This window comes from Eggerthella sinensis, from assembly GCF_003339815.1.
GTDB lineage: Bacteria > Actinomycetota > Coriobacteriia > Coriobacteriales > Eggerthellaceae > Eggerthella > Eggerthella sinensis.
This window is the reverse complement of sequence record NZ_PPTT01000002.1, coordinates 120,816-136,551: the sequence shown is the minus strand read 5'-3', so window position 1 is coordinate 136,551 and position 15,736 is coordinate 120,816. Positions and strand designations below refer to the sequence as shown.

The following is a 15,736-nucleotide window of genomic DNA, read 5'->3' as shown; positions in this document are numbered from 1 at the left end:
CAGAACCATCGAAACGAGGGGGCGCGAGATGCTGAAGCGAATGATCGGGATCGTCGTCGTTGGCGCGATATGCGCGGCATTGGCCGGATGCGCTTCGGGCAATGAGCCGCAAAACTCCGCGAAGGACTCCGTAGCGAGCGAACAGGCTGCCAAGGAGGCGCCGGCTGAGCAGGCGAAGCCGAATCCGCCCACGGCGGCACCCGTCAAAGAGCAGGAGCTTCGCGCGGGGAAAGCCGACATCACCGTGCTCGTGCTGAACGCAAGCGGCGAAGAGGGCGCGGCGGGCGAAGCTGCCGAGGACATCGAAGCGCTCGGCTTCGAGCGCGTTACGGTTGACAACGCCACGCATCACCAAAAGGGGAATCGCGTGTCGTACCACCACGAGGAGCATCGCGCGGAGGTGGACGAGGTCGCGGCGCTGTTCGACTCGCTTCCGCCCTACGACCCCTATTGCTACGAAGACGCCTGGACGGGCGGCTGGAGCATGGACTACGACATCTTCGTCATGCTCGGCGAGCCCGGCGCGATATATCCCGTCCCCGCCTAACGAACAAATGTTTTACGTGAAACATGCGCCCCGCAAGCGATGAGTTTGTCGCATTGAGGGATGCGCGGACGGCGGGCCGCCGTCGGAGCGAGAAACGGGCTTTCCGGCTCCACCTTCGCAAAAATTGCGCACGGGCCCTAGTTGCCGGCCGGTTACCTAATTGATACTAAACCAATAACATTATGTCGTACAATGGGACCATGAAACGAAACCGATGATGGAAGAAGGAACCCATGAGCCTGTACGACTACACCGTCGAGGACCAGCAGGGCAACGAAGCCGCGCTCGCCGACTACGAGGGCCGCGTGCTGCTGATTGTCAACACCGCCACGGAATGCGGCTTCACGCCGACGTACGCCCAGCTCGAGGAGCTGTACCGCGACCTGCACGAGCGCGGCCTCGACATCCTCGACTTCCCGTGCGACCAGTTCGGCCATCAGGCGCCGGGCACGAACGAGGAGATTGCCGCGTTCTGCACGTCCCGCTTCGGCGTGACGTTCCCGCAGTTCGCGAAGATCGAGGTGAACGGCCCGAACGCCGACCCGCTGTTCGCCTACCTGCAGCAGGAGAAGGGTTTCGAGGGCTTTGACGAGGGCCATGAGCTGACGCCCGTGCTCGAGGATCTCCTGTCGAAGAACGACCCCGACTTCGCGTCGAAGCCGGACATCAAGTGGAACTTCACGAAGTTCCTCGTCGACCGCAACGGCGCCGTCATCCGCCGCTTCGAACCCACCGCCAGCATCCCCGACGTGGTAGCCCCGGCCGTGGAAGAGCTGCTGTAACGCGAACGTCCACGAGGGGAGCCGGCACCGCCGGCTCCCCTCGTGGTTTACTCTTCCCCCATGGCCGCTGCGAATTGGGTGGCGAGGGCGCGGTCGGGGGTGCGGTAGAGGGCGTGCCAGGTGATGACGGCGCCCTCGGCGGCGAGGGGGATGAGGGCAAGCCGCTCGCTGAGGCTCTCGCGCAGCGACGCGTTCGCCGCGAGGTCGCGCTCCGACAGCACGTAGAGGCCCTCCCCGTGATCGACCAGGTAGAACTCCTCGAACAGGCGACAGGGAATCATCTTGATGGACGGGCGGAAGCCGTGCGCGAGGCACGCGTCCACGAAGGTTGCCTTGAAGGGCGCGTTCGATTTCAACGCCAGCATGAGCACGGGCTCGTGCTTCAGGTCGTCAAGCTGCACGGCGGCGCGCCCCGCGAGCGGCAACCCCTTCGGCACGCCGACCAGCGCCCGGCCCGCGAATGCTCCCAGCTGGCGCGCTTGCACCCCGGCGGGCAGCAGCGGGTGCTCATGCGCCCCGAACAGCTGGACGAACGACAGGTCGCAGGCGCGTTGGGCGATGGCTTCCGCCGGCATCAGGCCCGGTGGCGGGCTGGTGTACTCGAACTTGATGGACGGGTTCGCGTGCGCCATGCGGCTTGAGGCCGACACGATGCGCGACGAGAGCGGCTTGAGGGACAGCGTGTCGTGGATGCGCACGCGCGTCGGCTGCACGCGCCGCAGGGCGGCCAGGTCGTCGCGCAGGCCGCTGTACAGATCGTCCATTTGCAGCGCGGCCTGGAACACGGCGCTGCCCGCCGGGGTCAGCCGCACCGGTACGACGTCGGCGATGAGCTTCGTCCCCAATTCCTTCTCCATCGTGCTGACGTGGCGGCTCAGCGTCGGTTGCGACACGTTGAGCGTGCGCGCTGCCGAAGAATAGCTTCCTTGCAGCACGAGTTCGACGAACTCGTGGAATATCCTAAAATCCATGCCCCTCCCTGTAATCGTACGATTGCGTTCTCTCCCTTGCATCCTACCATCAAATGCCACTTATAGCGGGTCAACTTATTTCGGCATGAAGTAAATCATGTGGGAAAAGGGAGGGCTGCATGAGCACATACGACATACGCGTCAAGATCGGCCTGCGCATCAAAGAGCTGCGGATGGAGCGCGATCTCAGTCAGGAAGAGTTCGCGAACCACATCAACATGTCCCGCTCGTACTTCGGCGAAGTGGAAACCGGCAAGCGCAACGTGGCCGTGCTCAACCTGGAAAAAATCGTCACGGGCCTCGGCGTATCCCTCGAGGAATTCTTCGCCTCCGACTACTTCTGAGCGGGCCGCATACGCCCCGCGTATACCCCTATGTCACACTCGTATTTCATCTATGCAGGTCAACCTGCGTATACTGCGCCACGCAGGCTCCTTTAGCGGAGGATGCGGATAACGCGAGGGGAGCCGCGTATCCGAACGAGCAAGGAGGAAGGGGAGTAGTATGGCGCAGCATGAGGGAGTATCGCGTCGAGATTTCTTCAAGGGCGCGGGCGTTGCCGCGGCGGGTGCCGCCATGGCGACGGCCGGCATGGGCCTTGTGGGGTGTTCGAGCGGCACCGATGCCAAAGCGGCATCGGGGGAGACCTGGGATCAGGAATCCGAAGTGGTCATCGTCGGTTTCGGCGGCGCGGGTGCGTGCGCGGCCATCGCGGCGGCGGACGCGGGCGCGCAGGTGCTCGTGCTCGAGAAGAACCCCGAGGCGGAGCATCTCAGCAACACGGTCATGTCCGGCGGCATCTTCCACAGCCCCGACAAGGACGGCGACAAGGCGGCGCTCAAGCAGTACCTGCTGGCCATGTTCAGCGGCGAGGATCTGCCGACGAAGTCCGAAGGCGAGCAGTCTCCGCTGTTCGTGGACGGCATCGTTGACAAGTTCGCCGAATACGAGCCGCAGAACGTCGAGTTCATGCAGAGTCTCGACCCCGACTTCAAGGTGATCGAGCGCGGCGGCGCGGCATTCCCCACCTTCCCCGGCGCTGAGGCGAGCAAGTACAAGAGCTACAACTCCACGTACGGCAAGTCGGCGACGGGCCCCGATTACCCCACGCTCGACCTGCCGAAGGAGGACACGGCTGCGGGCCTCGCGTTCTTCAACTGCCTGAAGACGGGCGTTGCCGATCGCGCCGACAAGATCACCCTCGCCTACGAAACGCCGGGCAAGAGCCTGATCACGAACGAGGCGGGCGAAATCATCGGCGTGGTGGCCACGCAGGACGGCAAGGACATCCGCATCAAGGCCAGCAAGGGCGTCATCCTCACAACGGGCGGCTACGAGTACAACGAGGAGATGCGCCGCGCGTTCCTCGAAGGCCAGGGCATCACGGGCTGGGCGTTCTACGGTACGCTGTCGAACGAGGGCGACGGCATTCGCATGGGCTGCGAAGTGGGCGCGCAGCTGGCGAAGGTGGGCAAGGCCGCCTCGCGCCTCATCTGGTCGTGCCCCGACGTGCAGGTGGGGCCGATGAACGTGGGGTCCATCACCGACTCCGTGGGCGGCGCCGGCACCGTGGTGGTGAACGCCGAGGGCAAGCGCTTCATGGACGAAACGCTTATCACGAAGGACCCGAGCCGCTACTTCTCGTACAAGAACGCCGTGCACATGGACATCATCTCGCTCGAGTTCCCGAACGATCCGGCGTACATGATCATCGACGAGACGAAGCGCACGCAGGGCGCGCTCGTGAACACCACGCTGTCCACCTGCGGATTCGGCATCATCGACTGGGACAAGGACAACCAGAACGCCATCGACAAGGGATGGCTCATCAAGGCCGACACCATCGAAGAGCTGGCTGCGAAGATTCGCGATTCGCACGACCTGAACAAGGGACGCATGGACCCCCCCGTCCTCGCCGCCACGATGGAGCAGTACCAGACGATGGTGGACACGGGCGTCGACGAGGAATTCGGCCGCGTGAGCGCCATCAAGAACTCGCTCACGGGCGAGGTGACCGACCCCGGCTTCCAGTCCATCAACACGCCGCCGTTCTACGCCATGCCGCTTGTGGCGGGCGGTCCGAACACGAAGGGCGGCTTGCAGGCCGACGGCGACCGCCACGTCATCGACTGGAACAACGAGGTGATTCCGCGCCTGTATACGGCCGGCGAGATCTCGTCGTGCTTCAAGTTCGTGTACCAGGGCGGCGGCAACGTGACGGAATGCATCGTGTGCGGCCGCATCGCGGGCGAGAACGCCGCAGCCGAAACGGCCTGGGACGCCAAGTAGCACCGAACTCGACCCCTTGAAGCCGTCCACGCAGGTGGACGCGCGGAACATACGCGTGCGAGCCATGCCGCCGGCGGGGAACCCTCCCTCCCTCTTCCCGCCGCGCGGCTGGCTTCGCGTCCGAATCATCGAAGGAGCACTATGAGAAGCGCGAAAATCGGAATGGCGGCCTTCGTGTGCGCGGGGTGCCTTGTGGCGGCGCTCGCTGCAGCGGGGTGCGCGCCGCAAGCGCCGTCCTCAACCGAGGGCAGCAACGGGGACGCGGGCGATCAGCCGGTGGCCGTTGCGTTCACGTGGTCGGCCGAGGCAGACTGCGCGATGTGCCACGCGAAGGAGGACGCGTCGATGACGGATGCGTCGTGCCTGGCCGCAACGCACGAGCAGGAGGGAAACACCTGCAGCACCTGTCATACCGACGTGCAGGGTTTGACGAAGGCGCACGAAGGCGCCACGCCGGAGGATGCCGTCAAGAAGGCGACGAAGCTGCGCGACACCACCATCGACGAGGACGCATGCTTCTCGTGCCACGGCAGCTATGACGAGCTGGCCGAGAAAACCGCCTCGTCAACCCTGCTGACGGACTCGCAGGGCACGGTGGTCAACCCGCACGCGCGCCCCGACGGCGAGGGCCATGCCGATCAAACCTGCGCCGACTGCCACGTCATGCACAGCGATGAGCCCGTCACCGAAAGCGCGCCCGCGTTCTGCATCTCGTGCCACCACGCCGGCGTCTACCAGTGCAACACGTGCCACGCGTAGCGGAGCGGCGGGGCGAGGCGGGGAGGGGTGCTGGCGCATGGAGCGGCGGCGCCCCTAGCCGAGCAGGCCGCGGTCGATGGCGTCGGCGTCGAGGAACCAGTAGGTGTGGTGGTCGCCGACGAGCGCAGTGAAGGGCACGGGCTCGATGCCGGCGCGTGCGGCCTGGCTCAGCAGGTAGTTGCGCAGGACCCACGGCTCTTCGAGCACGCCGCTTCGCAGGCGCGCCACTTCGTTGACGTGCTGCTCGGTGGTGTCGAGGTCGTGCGCGATCTGCGCGGGCGACAGCCCGAGGAGCTCGATGTTCCGGGCGAACTCGTTGATGGTCGCAGCTTTTTGCTGGTGTGTGAGCGACATAGCAATCCTTTCGCGATGCGGAAAAGGGAACGGATGTTTCACGTGAAACATCCGGGGCGTGCGGGCGCGGCACCCCGCGCGGCGCCCTACCCGTGCGGGTAGAACACGCGGCAGACGCCCTCGGCGAATTCCTCGGTGGTGAGGTGGTGCTCCTCCTGCTGGTAGCGCAGCGCGTCGCCGATGAGGGCCGACAGCAGCAGATCGGCGTGGAACACGGGGTTCACGGGCGTTTCGATGCCCTCGACGCGCGCCGCCCGCTCGAACAGCTCGACGAACGGCTGGCGCATGATGTGGTACGCCGGGCTCTGCTTGGGGCCGCCCGTGTGCGCGGCGGCTTCCTCCATACCCTTGAACAGGAGAGCCTTGCTCTCCTTGAAGCGCAGGTAGCTGCGCACCATGCGCCCGAACGTCACGCGCGGGTCCTCGTCGGCCGCCACGAGCGCGGCGAGCTCCTCCGAGAACGTGGCGATGCGATCCTGGATGAGCGCGAAGCACAGCTCGCTCTTGTTGCCGAAGTGGCGGTACAGCGTGCCGGCGCCGACGCCCGCCTCCTGCGCGATGCGGTTCATGCTGACGGTTTCCACCCCGAAGCGGTCGAACAGCTCCTGGGCAACCCTGAGGATGTGGCCGCGGTTCTTCACGGCGTCTTGACGCTCGCGGCGCTGCGGTGCTTCGGTCATCGGCGATCCTTCCTCCCTGCACGGTTTGCTGCTTGACAAGCGGAGAGCACTCCGTTTACTATATCCGGAGAGTTCTCCGGATATGATACCGTATGCACACGCGAAGCGCAACGCTGAGGGGCGGCACCATGCAGCAAGCACAGCTCGACACCGCGAACGTCTCCCGCACGTCCATCGCCATCGTGGCGGTGATGATGGTGGGGTCCTTCGTCTCCATTCTCAATCAGAACCTCATGACCACGGCCATCCCCAGCCTCATGGTGGTGTTCGACGTTCCCAGCAGCACGGCGCAGTGGCTTACCACGGCGTTCATGCTGGCGAACGGCATCATGATTCCCGTCACGGCGTTCCTGCTGCGGCGCTTTTCCACCCGCGCGCTGTTCTTCCTGGCCATGGGGCTGTTCGGCGCGGGCACGGCGCTGTGCGCGGCTGCGTTCAGCTTCGAGATGCTGCTGGCCGGGCGCGTGGTGCAGGCGCTGGGTGCGGGCATCACCATGCCGCTCATGCAGACGGTGCTGTTCGTGGTGTTCCCGCCCGACAAGCGCGGCACGGCGATGGGCTTCTTCGGCCTCGTCATCGCGTTCGCGCCGGCCATCGGCCCCACGCTGTCGGGGTGGATCGTCGACTTCTTCCCTTGGCAGGCGCTGTTCTTGCTGTTGCTGCCCATCATCGCGCTGGACCTCGTGGTGGCGTTCTTCGTGGTGAAGAACGTGACGGAGCGCTCGAACCCCGCGTTCGACCTGCTGTCGGTGGTGCTGTCGTCCGTCGGGTTCGGCGGCCTTCTGTACGGGCTGAGCGTGGCGGGGACCCTCAGCTGGACGAATCCCGAGGTGCTCATCGTGCTGGCCGTGGCCGTGTGCGCCGTGGTCTGGTTCATCGTGCGGCAGCTGCACCTCGAGACGCCCATGCTGGAATTCCGCGTGTTCAAGCACCGCACGTTCACCGTGTCGCTGCTGCTCGTGGTGCTGGCCTGGGCCTCGTTCATGGGCGCGTCCACCATGCTGCCCATGTACATGCAGAACGCGGCGGGCTTCTCGGCGCTCACGTCCGGCATGACGCTCATGGCCGGCGGCATCGTCATGGGCGTGCTGTCGCCCATCAACGGGCGCGTGTTCGACCGCTTCGGCGCGCGCGTGCTGGCGCCGGCGGGCCTCGCGCTCGTGGTGGCCGCCACGCTCATGTTGGCGCAGGTGAGTGCCGAAACGGGGCCGCTGTTCATCGGCCTGGCCTACGCGCTGCTCATGGCGGGCCAGTCGATGGTATCCATGCCGCTGACCACCGCGGCGCTCAACAGCCTGCCCATGGCGATGATTCCGCACGGCACGGCCATGAACAACACGATGCGCTCCATCGTGGGCGCGCTGGGCACGGCGGTGTTCGTGGCCATCATGGCCGGCGTCACCTCGTCGGCTGCGGCGGCGGGCGACGCGAACGCCCCGTTCGCAGGCGTGGACGCCGCTTTCTGGACGATGGCCGGCCTCAGCGTGGTGGCCTTCGTCGTCTCGCTCGTCGTCCTGCGCAAGCCCGCACCGCGCCCGGCACCGGACGAGGTGCAAGCGCCCGACAACGAGGCGCTGAGTTCGAAGGCGTGATGCCTGGGCGCTTCTGCGTGCTTTTGCCTGCATGTCAACGAAACGCGACAAATGCTCCGGGAACTGTCATCATCGGTTGGTGGAACGTCGCTGGTGGGCGGGGTACGATAACGGCCAAGGAGTATGAAAAACATGATCGGTGCAAACATTCAGAGCAGGCGCAAGATGATCGGGCTCACGCAGGAGCAGGTGGCCGAGCGTCTGGGCGTCTCGCGGCAGACCGTGGCGAAGTGGGAGGCCGGCGAGTCGACGCCGGACTTGGCGAACGCGGCCGCGCTGGTGGACGTGCTGGACGTGTCGCTGGACGACCTTGTGTCCTACGATCCGCAGGGCACCGTGCTGCCCATGCCCCCGCGCGGAAAGCACCTGTTCGGCGCCGTCACCGTGGGGGAGCGCGGGCAAATCGTCATCCCGAAGCAGGCGCGCGAGCTGTTCGGCATCGAGCCGGGCGACACCATGCTGGTGCTGGGCGACGAAGAGCAGGGCCTGGCCGTGCTCAAAGCCGACGACTTCATGGATCGCGTGGCGCTACTCCGTACGATGATCGATTCTTGAGCCCGCTTCCTCGGACGATGCGGGCGGAACGGAGGCCGGCATGGACCGAGGCGGAAGCCGCACGAAGATGCGGGGAAAGAAGAGGGTGCTCATGATCGTGGGAATCGTGCTCGTGGCGGTGCTCGTGGCGGCCGGCGTCGCGTTGGCGGTGTACGTGGACAACAATCGGCACGGCGAGGAGCGCGACAACGCGAAAGCCCAGGCCGCGGGCTTCGTCGAGCGGCAGGTTGCCATTGGCGGCGCGACGGTCAATTACGGCGAAGGCCCCGACAACGGCCCGGCGCTGCTGCTTGTGCACGGGCAGGGCATGCAGTGGGAAGACTACGCCCGCGTGCTGCCCGACCTGGCAAAACGATACCACGTGTTCGCCGTCGACTGCTTTGGGCACGGCGAATCGACGCACGATCCCGCGCGGTACTCCCTCACTGCGCAGGGCGATGCCCTCAAGGCGTTCGCCGCGCAGGTTGTGGGCGGCCCGTACGCGGTGTCGGGCCACTCGTCGGGCGGCATCATCGCCGCCTGGCTCGCGGCGAACGACGCCGAGCGCGTGACCGCGTGCCTGTTGGAGGACCCGCCCTTCTTCCGCGTGACGCCTGCCGAGATGCAGGCCGCGCCCGGCAGCTTCGTGTGGAAGGACGGCTTCGAGGTGACGCACGCCTTTCTCAATCAGGATGAAGTGGATGACTACGCCGTGTTCTACGCGCAGCACAGCTACCTGTTCGGCCTGTTCGGAGGCTTGCAGCCGAAGATTGCGGAGTGGACGGCGGCCGAGCGCGCGGCCAACCCCGACGGCCACGTCGCGTTGACCTGGGTGCCGCACGACTGGGTGCGCGGCATGTACTTCTTCGACGATTTCGACCCGCGCTTCAGCGAGGCGTTCTACACGGGCGCGTTCTTCGAAGGCGTCGACCAGGCGGACATCCTCAGCCGCATCCAATGCCCGACGATCTATCTGAAGGTGGAGACGCGCTACGGCGACGACGGCCTGCTGTACGCGGCGAACTCCGACGAGGATGCCGCGCGCGTGCAGCAGCTGGTGCCCGATTGCGAAACCGAGCGCATCGAGGGCGGCCACGACGTTCATTACGAGCATCCCAAGGAGTTCGCCGCCGCCCTCAACCGCATCGCGTGACCTTCCGCCCGCGCCGGTTTGTGAGGGCGGGGATCCAACGTTCGCTAGCCGCGCACCGCGTGGTCGTCGAGCCAGTCGATGGCGTCGCGGATGACGAGGTCGCGCTTGAACTCGTTGAATATCTCGTGGCAGAGGCCCGCGTAGATGCGCAGCGACTTGTCGGTGGAGCCGATTTCCTCGAAGAAGTCGATGCTGTCCTGCGGGTCCACCAGGCCGTCATCGCCCCCGTGCATGATGCTGACGGGATCGACGAAGGCGGCGGCGTTCGCGCGCAGCCAGTCGTGGCCGTCGTGCACGGCGCGCAGCAGGCCCACCGAGAACTCCTTGGCCACGAGCGGGTCGGCCGCGTACGCCTCGCCGACGGCCGGGTCGGAGCACACGCCCGCTCCCAACGCGTTGGGCACGTATTCGTCGGCGGGCAGCGCGTCGTCCACGAGGGCGAGGCCGCGGTGGTCGCGCGTCCAGGCGCCGGACAGCACGTAGCCGTCAAGCTCGCCGGGGTGCGCCGTGCCGTAGCTGGCCGCGCCGAACCCGCCCATGGAGTGGCCGATCATGAACAGCGGCAGTTCGGGGAAGCGGGCGCGCGCATCTTCCACGAACAGGTGGGTGTCGTCGACGATTTGCGTGCGGTCGGCGAAGTACGTGAGCTTGCCCATGGAGCGCCCGTGCCCGCGGTGGTCGAACCGCACGACGGCGTATCCGGCCGCCATCAACTGTTCCACCACGTAGTCGTAGCGGCCGAAGTGCTCGCACAGGCCGTGCACGATGACCACGGCGGCCTTCGGCTCGTCCGGCGCGTCGACGCGGCCGACCAGCTGGATGCCATCGGCGGCCTGCAAGGTGTACGAGTGCTCGTTGATCTGCATGGGCGTTCCTTTCGCTTGGGAAACCTGCTGATCGAAAGCTTACCACGAGTGCGCGGCTAGCGTTCCAGCAAGCGCTCCGTGGTGGCGGTTGCGTCCAGCAGCGCGGCGGAGCCGTGCGGGGTGACGAGGCGCGCTGCGGCCACGAAGGGGAAGGGCATCGCCAGGTCGCGCCCGGGTTCCGCCGGGCATTCGTCGAGGTCGATCACCTGGGGCGTGCCCGTGTAGCGCAATCCCAGCTCGTGCTCGCCGCCGCGCATGAGCAGCACCTTCGGCACGGTTGCCTCGGCCCCGTCGCACACGTCGATGACGGGCGCGAGGGAGCTGCCGCGGTCGATGACGCCGCAGAACTCCTCGGGCAGAAACGAGAGCGTTTTGAGGTTCTTCGCCGCCATGACCTCTACCACCGAGGGGAACGCGACGCACAGCAGCCCCCACGCCGATGGCACCACGATGCCCCGGGCAACGAGCGCCTGCGCCTCTCCGGCAGCGACCTCGCCGAACAGGTCTTCGATCCATGCCAGCCGCTCCGCTCGATTACGCATGGGACGCCTCCTCGCGCGTGGTTGGGTTGAGGTGGCGCACGTTCAGCACGGGCCGCAGCGTACCGTCGGACATGGTGGCGTATCCTCGGCAGCCAGCGCGGCGCATGGTGGAGCCGTCGAGCAGGCGGGGCAGGTGGCGAACCGGGACGTACTCGTATCCGTCGGCGGAGTCGAGGGCGAGCGCCACGTGTTGCTCGTACGCGTTCAGCAGCACGATGAGCGCCGGGTGCTGCGTTTCGAAAGGGGACCCCGACCCCGGCCCGTTCGCGATGCGGTAGGACGTTCCGTCGATGACGACGCGCCCGCTTTCCGGCTCGGCCGCGTCGCGGTACGCCATGAACCGCTCGATGTGCTGAGCCGGCAGCGCAAGCCGCGCGCCGCCGGCGCTCACCTGCGCAATCTCGAACGCGGTGAGCGGCACGGGAACGTGCAGGCAGATCTCGACCGTGCCGCGGCCCGTGTTGCGCGTTTCGCCGCTGCCCCCGATGCGCTGCAGGGCCGCGCATATCTCGCAAATCTCGAACGTAGAGCTTTGCTCCTCTTCCTGAATGTCGGCGAACGAAGCCCTGAGCAGGGGAAGCATGGTGCTCAGTTCGTCGTCGGTGTAGCGGCTCAACGGGTGGGTGAGCAAGCCGTGCTCTTCGGCCAGCTCGCCGATGATGCGCACGTCGAAAGGGCGGCCGTCGTGCTCGATGTGGCAGGCGACGCTCGGGCCGTCGTTCTCGACCCCGAGACGAATGGTTGCGCACGGCGGCTTGCCGGCAGCGATGCGCTCGTCGGGACGCTCGATGCTGCCGCGGATGCACGCGCGCAACGTGCGCTTGATGGCCTCCTCGAGCGAGATGAGGGACGCCCGGTCGATGGCGATGCGGCTGTCCTCCAGCTCGAGCGCCACCTGCACGTTCGCGCGCGAGGCGTGGTCCACCACCACGGCATGCAGGGTGGCGGCGATGCTGCCGAATTGCTCGATGCGCGCGCGGGCAACCGCACTGCGCAGATCGTCGATGACGCGGTCCTGCTCGAACATGATGGCGTCGAACTCGAAGCTGCGCTCGTGTTCGGATGCGTACGCGCCCAACGCTCGCCGGTTCTCGCACAGCCGGTTCAGCAGGTCGCTCAGCTCGTCGTCTCGTTCGTCCGCATTGGCGAACGGCGAGAGTCCGCCCTCGTGTTCCTGGTTCCTCGTACGACGTTTCGCCTGATCATCGGATTGCACGAAGGGCGGGATGCTGTTCGGGTCGTCAACGAGCGTGCACTGCTCGACGAAAAACGAGTTCTTGATGGAGAGCAGCACCCATTCGGGCGTCGTGCAGGTGAACCGCACGAACAGGCCGTTGTCCCGCAGGTAGGGGATGGTGCTGGGATCGCTCTTCACGTGTTCGGGATACGTTGAAACGACGCTGCACAAGGGCGCGATGCGTCGCACGATGAGGGAGGCGCGCGTGTTCTCCAAACCGCAGTTCGGCTTGAACAGCACGCGGACGATGGTCTCGGGCTGCTTCATGCTACGCCGTCTGCCCGGTCGCGCCGAAATGCGGGAACACGCAGCAGTTCTTGCCGGTTTCCTTGCCGCGGTACAGCGCCTGATCGACGCGCACGAAGTTCTCGTCGAACGTGAGGCGGGGGTCGTACGTGCCCATGCCGAAGGTGACGGTGCACGACACCTCGCCCATGCCATCGTCAATACGATACGCGGCAATCTGCGCCCGCATGTCCTCGCAGGTGCGCAGCGCCTCATGGTCGGGAGTGGACAGGAACACCACGAGCATCTCTTCGCCGCCCCACCGTATGACGGGGTGTCCGCCGGCAAGGTCGTCCAGCATATCGGCGATGCAGACGATGGCGATGTCGCCCGACTGGTGCCCGCGGATGTCGTTGATGGCCTTGAAGTCGTCGATGTCGCACAGCGCCAGCACCACGTTGGCGTCCTTGCTTGTGTCGATGATCTCCTGGATGAGGTGGTCGGTCAGGTAGCGGCGGCTGAACAGGCCCGTCAGCTGATCGCGGAACGCCTGCCCCCGCATGAACCCCAGCTCCTCGCGCAGCGTGTCGTTGTCGTTGCGCAGCTGCGCGACGAGCGCCGCAAGCGCGGTGGGCTCGGCGAGCTCGGGGGCTGCGAGGGAAGACTGCTCCATTGCTTATCGGTCGCTTTCGGCGCGCGGCTGGTCGTCGTGGCTGAACCGGTCGAGCAGGTGCTTGAGGTCGATGGCCTGGTCGGCAAGCTCTTCGCTCACCGCCGCGCTTTCGCGCGACGCGGCCGAATTCTCCTGCACAACCTCCGACAGGCGATCCATGCTCTCGCGAATCTGCGCGATGGCGTCAAGCTGCTGCGTCGAGGTTTGGGTGATGGTGGCCATCATCTTGCGCACGCTCTCGGCCGAAGCGACCGCTTCTCCCATGTTGTTCGACGCCACCTCGATCATGGCGTCGCCCTCCTCAACGCTCGACAGCGTCCGTGCCACCAGCCCGTCGGCGTCCTTCGACGCTTCGCTCGCCTGAGCGGCGAGGCGCCGCACCTCTTCGGCAACGATGGCGAAGCCGCGCCCCGCGTCCCCGGCGCGGGCGGCCTCCACCGAGGCGTTCAGCGCGAGGATGTTCGTTTGGAAGGCGATGTCTTCGATGGCGTTCGCCAGCTGGGAGATGTTGAGCGAGTTGCGCTTGATCTCGCCGATGATCTGGGCGGTTTTGGTTACCTGGTCGTTGCCGCTTTCGACGGAGGACAGCACTTCGATGGCTCCGTTGTTGGCCACGAACACGCTCTCGGTGTTCTCGCCCACCACGCGGGTGATGCTCTGGATGCTGGTCGCAAGCTCCTCGATGGCCATGGCCTGCTCGGCGGAACCCTGCGCGATGATTTGCGAACCGTCGGACATTTGCGCTGACGAACGCGCCACCTGCTCGGCCGCTGCGCTCAGGCGCTCCACGGTATCGCGCAGCGAGACGGTCACGCGCTCGAGCGATGCCCCGATGGCTGAAAAGTCCCCGGCGTACTCGATGCGCGGCACCGCATTCAGCTGTCCGTCGCCGAGGCGCGTGAGCACACGGTCAGTTTCATGGATGTAGCTTTTCAGCGATGCCACCGACGAGTTCAGCGACGAGGCCAACATGCCCAGCTCGTTGCCCGACGTGTAGTCGATGGAGGTGGTGAGGTCGCCTTCCGCCAAACGGCGCGCTCCCTTTTCGATCTCCGAGATGGGGGCGGCGATGGCGAGCGAGATCCTTCTCCAGGTGAAGACGGCGATGCCGATGAAGATGACGGCGACGATGCTGAGGATGATGTAGGTCTGGTATTTCGTGGTAACGGTCTGATCGACGAAGTCGGATGCCACGCCGTCGGCGGTGTCCACGATATCCGAGGCAAGCGCCATGGCGTTTTCCTTCTTGGGCACGTACTCGGTTTGGAACAGCTCCCGCGCCTTGTCGAGATCGCCGGATGTTGCGACGTCGACCACGCGATCGCGAGTGGCAACGAGGTCGTCGTTCGCCGTTTTGAACTTGTCGAGCAGATCGAGGTCGGCGACGAACGTCGAGGAGATGAACTCGAACTCCTCGGTGCGGACGTTCGCCAGCTCTTTGATGCTGCTCAGCAACTCGGCGCGTTGTTCCGCGTCGGGCTCGTTGACCAGCTCGCGAAGGTAGAGAGCCGTCTGCTCGAACGTGCCGTGCAGCGTCAGGGCGCTTTTCGTCACGTGAAACGGCCGTCGATAGAACTCGGCGGTTGCGGCGGCATTCTGCTGGACGGCGACGAACGACACCGCAATGGATATGAGCAGGAGCACGATGACCACGACGTAAGATACGCCCAACGTCGTGCCAATGCGCATACGTGCGAAGAATCCCGAATGGCTTTTCATAGGGCGGTCGCTCTCTTGTGCTTTTGGTAGATGGAATTTCCCCGATAGGCCAGACAAGGGTTGTCGCGCACGATTTCGGCGTGCCCGAGCAGCAGGTATCCTTGGGTTGCAAGATGCTGTTCCAGCAGGTTGATCACGCGTTCGCGCGCGTCCTTCTCCAGGTAGATGATCACGTTGCGGCAGAGGACGAGGTCGTACGTGCGGAAGAGCAGGGCTGGGTCGTCCAGGTTGCCGCGGTGGAACGTCACACGATTGCGCAGGGCGTCGTTGACGAAGTATTCCCCGTCGCGGTAGGTGAAGTACGCGTTCAGCCACCGCTGCGGTACCTTCTCCACATGTGCGGGCGGATAGCCTGCGCGGCGCGCCTGTGCAAGCGCCGGTTCAGAGAGGTCGATGCCCGTTATTCGGACTGGGGGGGGGTACGACGTTTTACTGCAAAGTCTTCCGCGAGCATGGCCAGCGTATAGCATTCCTCGCCCGTCGAGCAGCCGGCGCACAGGATGTTCCAGGTGCGATCGGGGCGGCGACGTTCCAGTTCGGGAAACGCCGTTTCCGTGAGGAAGGCGAATTGGCTGCTCTCGCGCATGAAGTACGTGTAGTGCGTCGTGATGAGATCGACGAACCGCGCCTGCGCTTCGGGGTTGTCGCCCCGCTCGACGAGGTCGAAATAGGCGGAGAACGACGCGGCGCCGAACCGCTGACGCTCGCGCGAAAGCCGGCACTCGAGAAGAATGCGTTTCGCACTGAGGTCGAGCGCATGTGTTCGGGCTGCATAGGAGCGCACGCGTTCAAATTCGATATCGTTCATGTGCT

At 65.6% G+C, this 15,736-nt stretch carries 18 protein-coding genes; 8 read left to right on the top strand and 10 right to left on the bottom strand.

Annotation, left to right across the window (positions count from 1 at the left end; translation table 11 throughout):
- Positions 1 to 28: 28 nt before the first annotated feature.
- Together C1876_RS01610 and C1876_RS01605 are read left to right on the top strand one after the other, a co-directional pair.
- Complete coding sequence (locus tag C1876_RS01610) at positions 29 to 547, top strand: LytR C-terminal domain-containing protein (protein WP_114544981.1); 519 nt, start codon at positions 29 to 31, stop codon at positions 545 to 547.
- A 233-nt stretch (positions 548 to 780) separates the two neighbouring features.
- Complete coding sequence (locus tag C1876_RS01605) at positions 781 to 1,329, top strand: glutathione peroxidase (protein ID WP_114544980.1); 549 nt, start codon at positions 781 to 783, stop codon at positions 1,327 to 1,329.
- A gap of 47 nt (positions 1,330 to 1,376) precedes the next feature.
- Here the strand turns inward: C1876_RS01605 and C1876_RS01600 are convergent, their stop codons facing one another.
- A complete protein-coding gene (locus C1876_RS01600) occupies positions 1,377 to 2,300 on the bottom strand; it encodes a LysR family transcriptional regulator (RefSeq protein ID WP_158544534.1) in 924 nt (307 codons plus the stop codon).
- A 119-nt stretch (positions 2,301 to 2,419) separates the two neighbouring features.
- On the opposite strand from C1876_RS01600, the gene C1876_RS01595 reads away from it, so the two are divergent.
- The 3 genes from C1876_RS01595 (at position 2,420) to C1876_RS01585 (ending at position 5,348) form a co-directional block, all read left to right on the top strand.
- Positions 2,420 to 2,644 carry a helix-turn-helix domain-containing protein gene (locus C1876_RS01595; protein ID WP_114544978.1) on the top strand — a complete coding sequence of 75 codons (225 nt, stop codon included), beginning with the start codon at positions 2,420 to 2,422 and terminating at the stop codon, positions 2,642 to 2,644.
- 160 nt (positions 2,645 to 2,804) lie between these two features.
- The gene (locus C1876_RS01590; protein ID WP_114544977.1) at positions 2,805 to 4,589 is read left to right on the top strand and encodes an FAD-dependent oxidoreductase; all 1,785 of its coding nucleotides are present in this window, start codon (positions 2,805 to 2,807) and stop codon (positions 4,587 to 4,589) included.
- 141 nt (positions 4,590 to 4,730) lie between these two features.
- The gene (locus C1876_RS01585; protein ID WP_114544976.1) at positions 4,731 to 5,348 is read left to right on the top strand and encodes a cytochrome c3 family protein; all 618 of its coding nucleotides are present in this window, start codon (positions 4,731 to 4,733) and stop codon (positions 5,346 to 5,348) included.
- A 54-nt stretch (positions 5,349 to 5,402) separates the two neighbouring features.
- Here C1876_RS01585 and C1876_RS01580 read toward each other — a convergent pair whose 3' ends face one another.
- The gene (locus C1876_RS01580) at positions 5,403 to 5,702 is read right to left on the bottom strand and encodes a DUF2316 family protein (RefSeq protein WP_114544975.1); all 300 of its coding nucleotides are present in this window, start codon (positions 5,700 to 5,702) and stop codon (positions 5,403 to 5,405) included.
- 86 nt (positions 5,703 to 5,788) lie between these two features.
- On the bottom strand, positions 5,789 to 6,382 hold the full coding sequence (locus tag C1876_RS01575; RefSeq protein WP_114544974.1) for a TetR/AcrR family transcriptional regulator: 594 nt from the start codon (positions 6,380 to 6,382) through the stop codon (positions 5,789 to 5,791).
- A gap of 128 nt (positions 6,383 to 6,510) precedes the next feature.
- Between C1876_RS01575 and C1876_RS01570 the strand changes: the two genes are divergently transcribed.
- The 3 genes from C1876_RS01570 to C1876_RS01560 all read left to right on the top strand — a co-directional run bounded on the left by C1876_RS01570 (position 6,511) and on the right by C1876_RS01560 (position 9,661).
- Positions 6,511 to 7,974, top strand: coding sequence for a DHA2 family efflux MFS transporter permease subunit (locus C1876_RS01570; protein WP_114544973.1), 1,464 nt, complete (start codon positions 6,511 to 6,513; stop codon positions 7,972 to 7,974).
- Between the two features lie 132 nt (positions 7,975 to 8,106).
- Positions 8,107 to 8,529 (top strand): helix-turn-helix domain-containing protein, encoded by a 423-nt coding sequence (locus C1876_RS01565; RefSeq protein ID WP_114544972.1) that lies wholly within the window; start codon positions 8,107 to 8,109, stop codon positions 8,527 to 8,529.
- A gap of 40 nt (positions 8,530 to 8,569) precedes the next feature.
- Entirely contained in the window at positions 8,570 to 9,661 is a 1,092-nt protein-coding gene (locus C1876_RS01560) for an alpha/beta fold hydrolase (protein WP_244909988.1), read from the top strand.
- Between the two features lie 44 nt (positions 9,662 to 9,705).
- On the opposite strand, the gene C1876_RS01555 is transcribed toward C1876_RS01560, so the two are convergent.
- From C1876_RS01555 to C1876_RS18095, 7 genes are read right to left on the bottom strand one after another with little or no spacing between them, the layout of a single operon-like run.
- Entirely contained in the window at positions 9,706 to 10,527 is an 822-nt protein-coding gene (locus tag C1876_RS01555) for an alpha/beta hydrolase (protein WP_114544970.1), read from the bottom strand.
- 56 nt (positions 10,528 to 10,583) lie between these two features.
- A complete protein-coding gene (locus tag C1876_RS01550) occupies positions 10,584 to 11,069 on the bottom strand; it encodes a hypothetical protein (RefSeq protein ID WP_114544969.1) in 486 nt (161 codons plus the stop codon).
- Complete coding sequence (locus C1876_RS01545) at positions 11,062 to 12,573, bottom strand: chemotaxis protein CheA (protein ID WP_114544968.1); 1,512 nt, start codon at positions 12,571 to 12,573, stop codon at positions 11,062 to 11,064. Before C1876_RS01545 ends, C1876_RS01550 begins: the two co-directional genes overlap by 8 nt.
- Before the next feature lies 1 nt (position 12,574).
- On the bottom strand, positions 12,575 to 13,204 hold the full coding sequence (locus C1876_RS01540; RefSeq protein WP_114544967.1) for a GGDEF domain-containing protein: 630 nt from the start codon (positions 13,202 to 13,204) through the stop codon (positions 12,575 to 12,577).
- A gap of 3 nt (positions 13,205 to 13,207) precedes the next feature.
- Complete coding sequence (locus C1876_RS01535) at positions 13,208 to 14,923, bottom strand: methyl-accepting chemotaxis protein (protein WP_114544966.1); 1,716 nt, start codon at positions 14,921 to 14,923, stop codon at positions 13,208 to 13,210.
- Positions 14,920 to 15,393 (bottom strand): CheR family methyltransferase, encoded by a 474-nt coding sequence (locus C1876_RS18100; protein ID WP_274542564.1) that lies wholly within the window; start codon positions 15,391 to 15,393, stop codon positions 14,920 to 14,922. Before C1876_RS18100 ends, C1876_RS01535 begins: the two co-directional genes overlap by 4 nt.
- Positions 15,324 to 15,731 (bottom strand): CheR family methyltransferase, encoded by a 408-nt coding sequence (locus tag C1876_RS18095; protein WP_274542565.1) that lies wholly within the window; start codon positions 15,729 to 15,731, stop codon positions 15,324 to 15,326. Before C1876_RS18095 ends, C1876_RS18100 begins: the two co-directional genes overlap by 70 nt.
- Between the last annotated feature and the right edge of the window lie 5 nt (positions 15,732 to 15,736).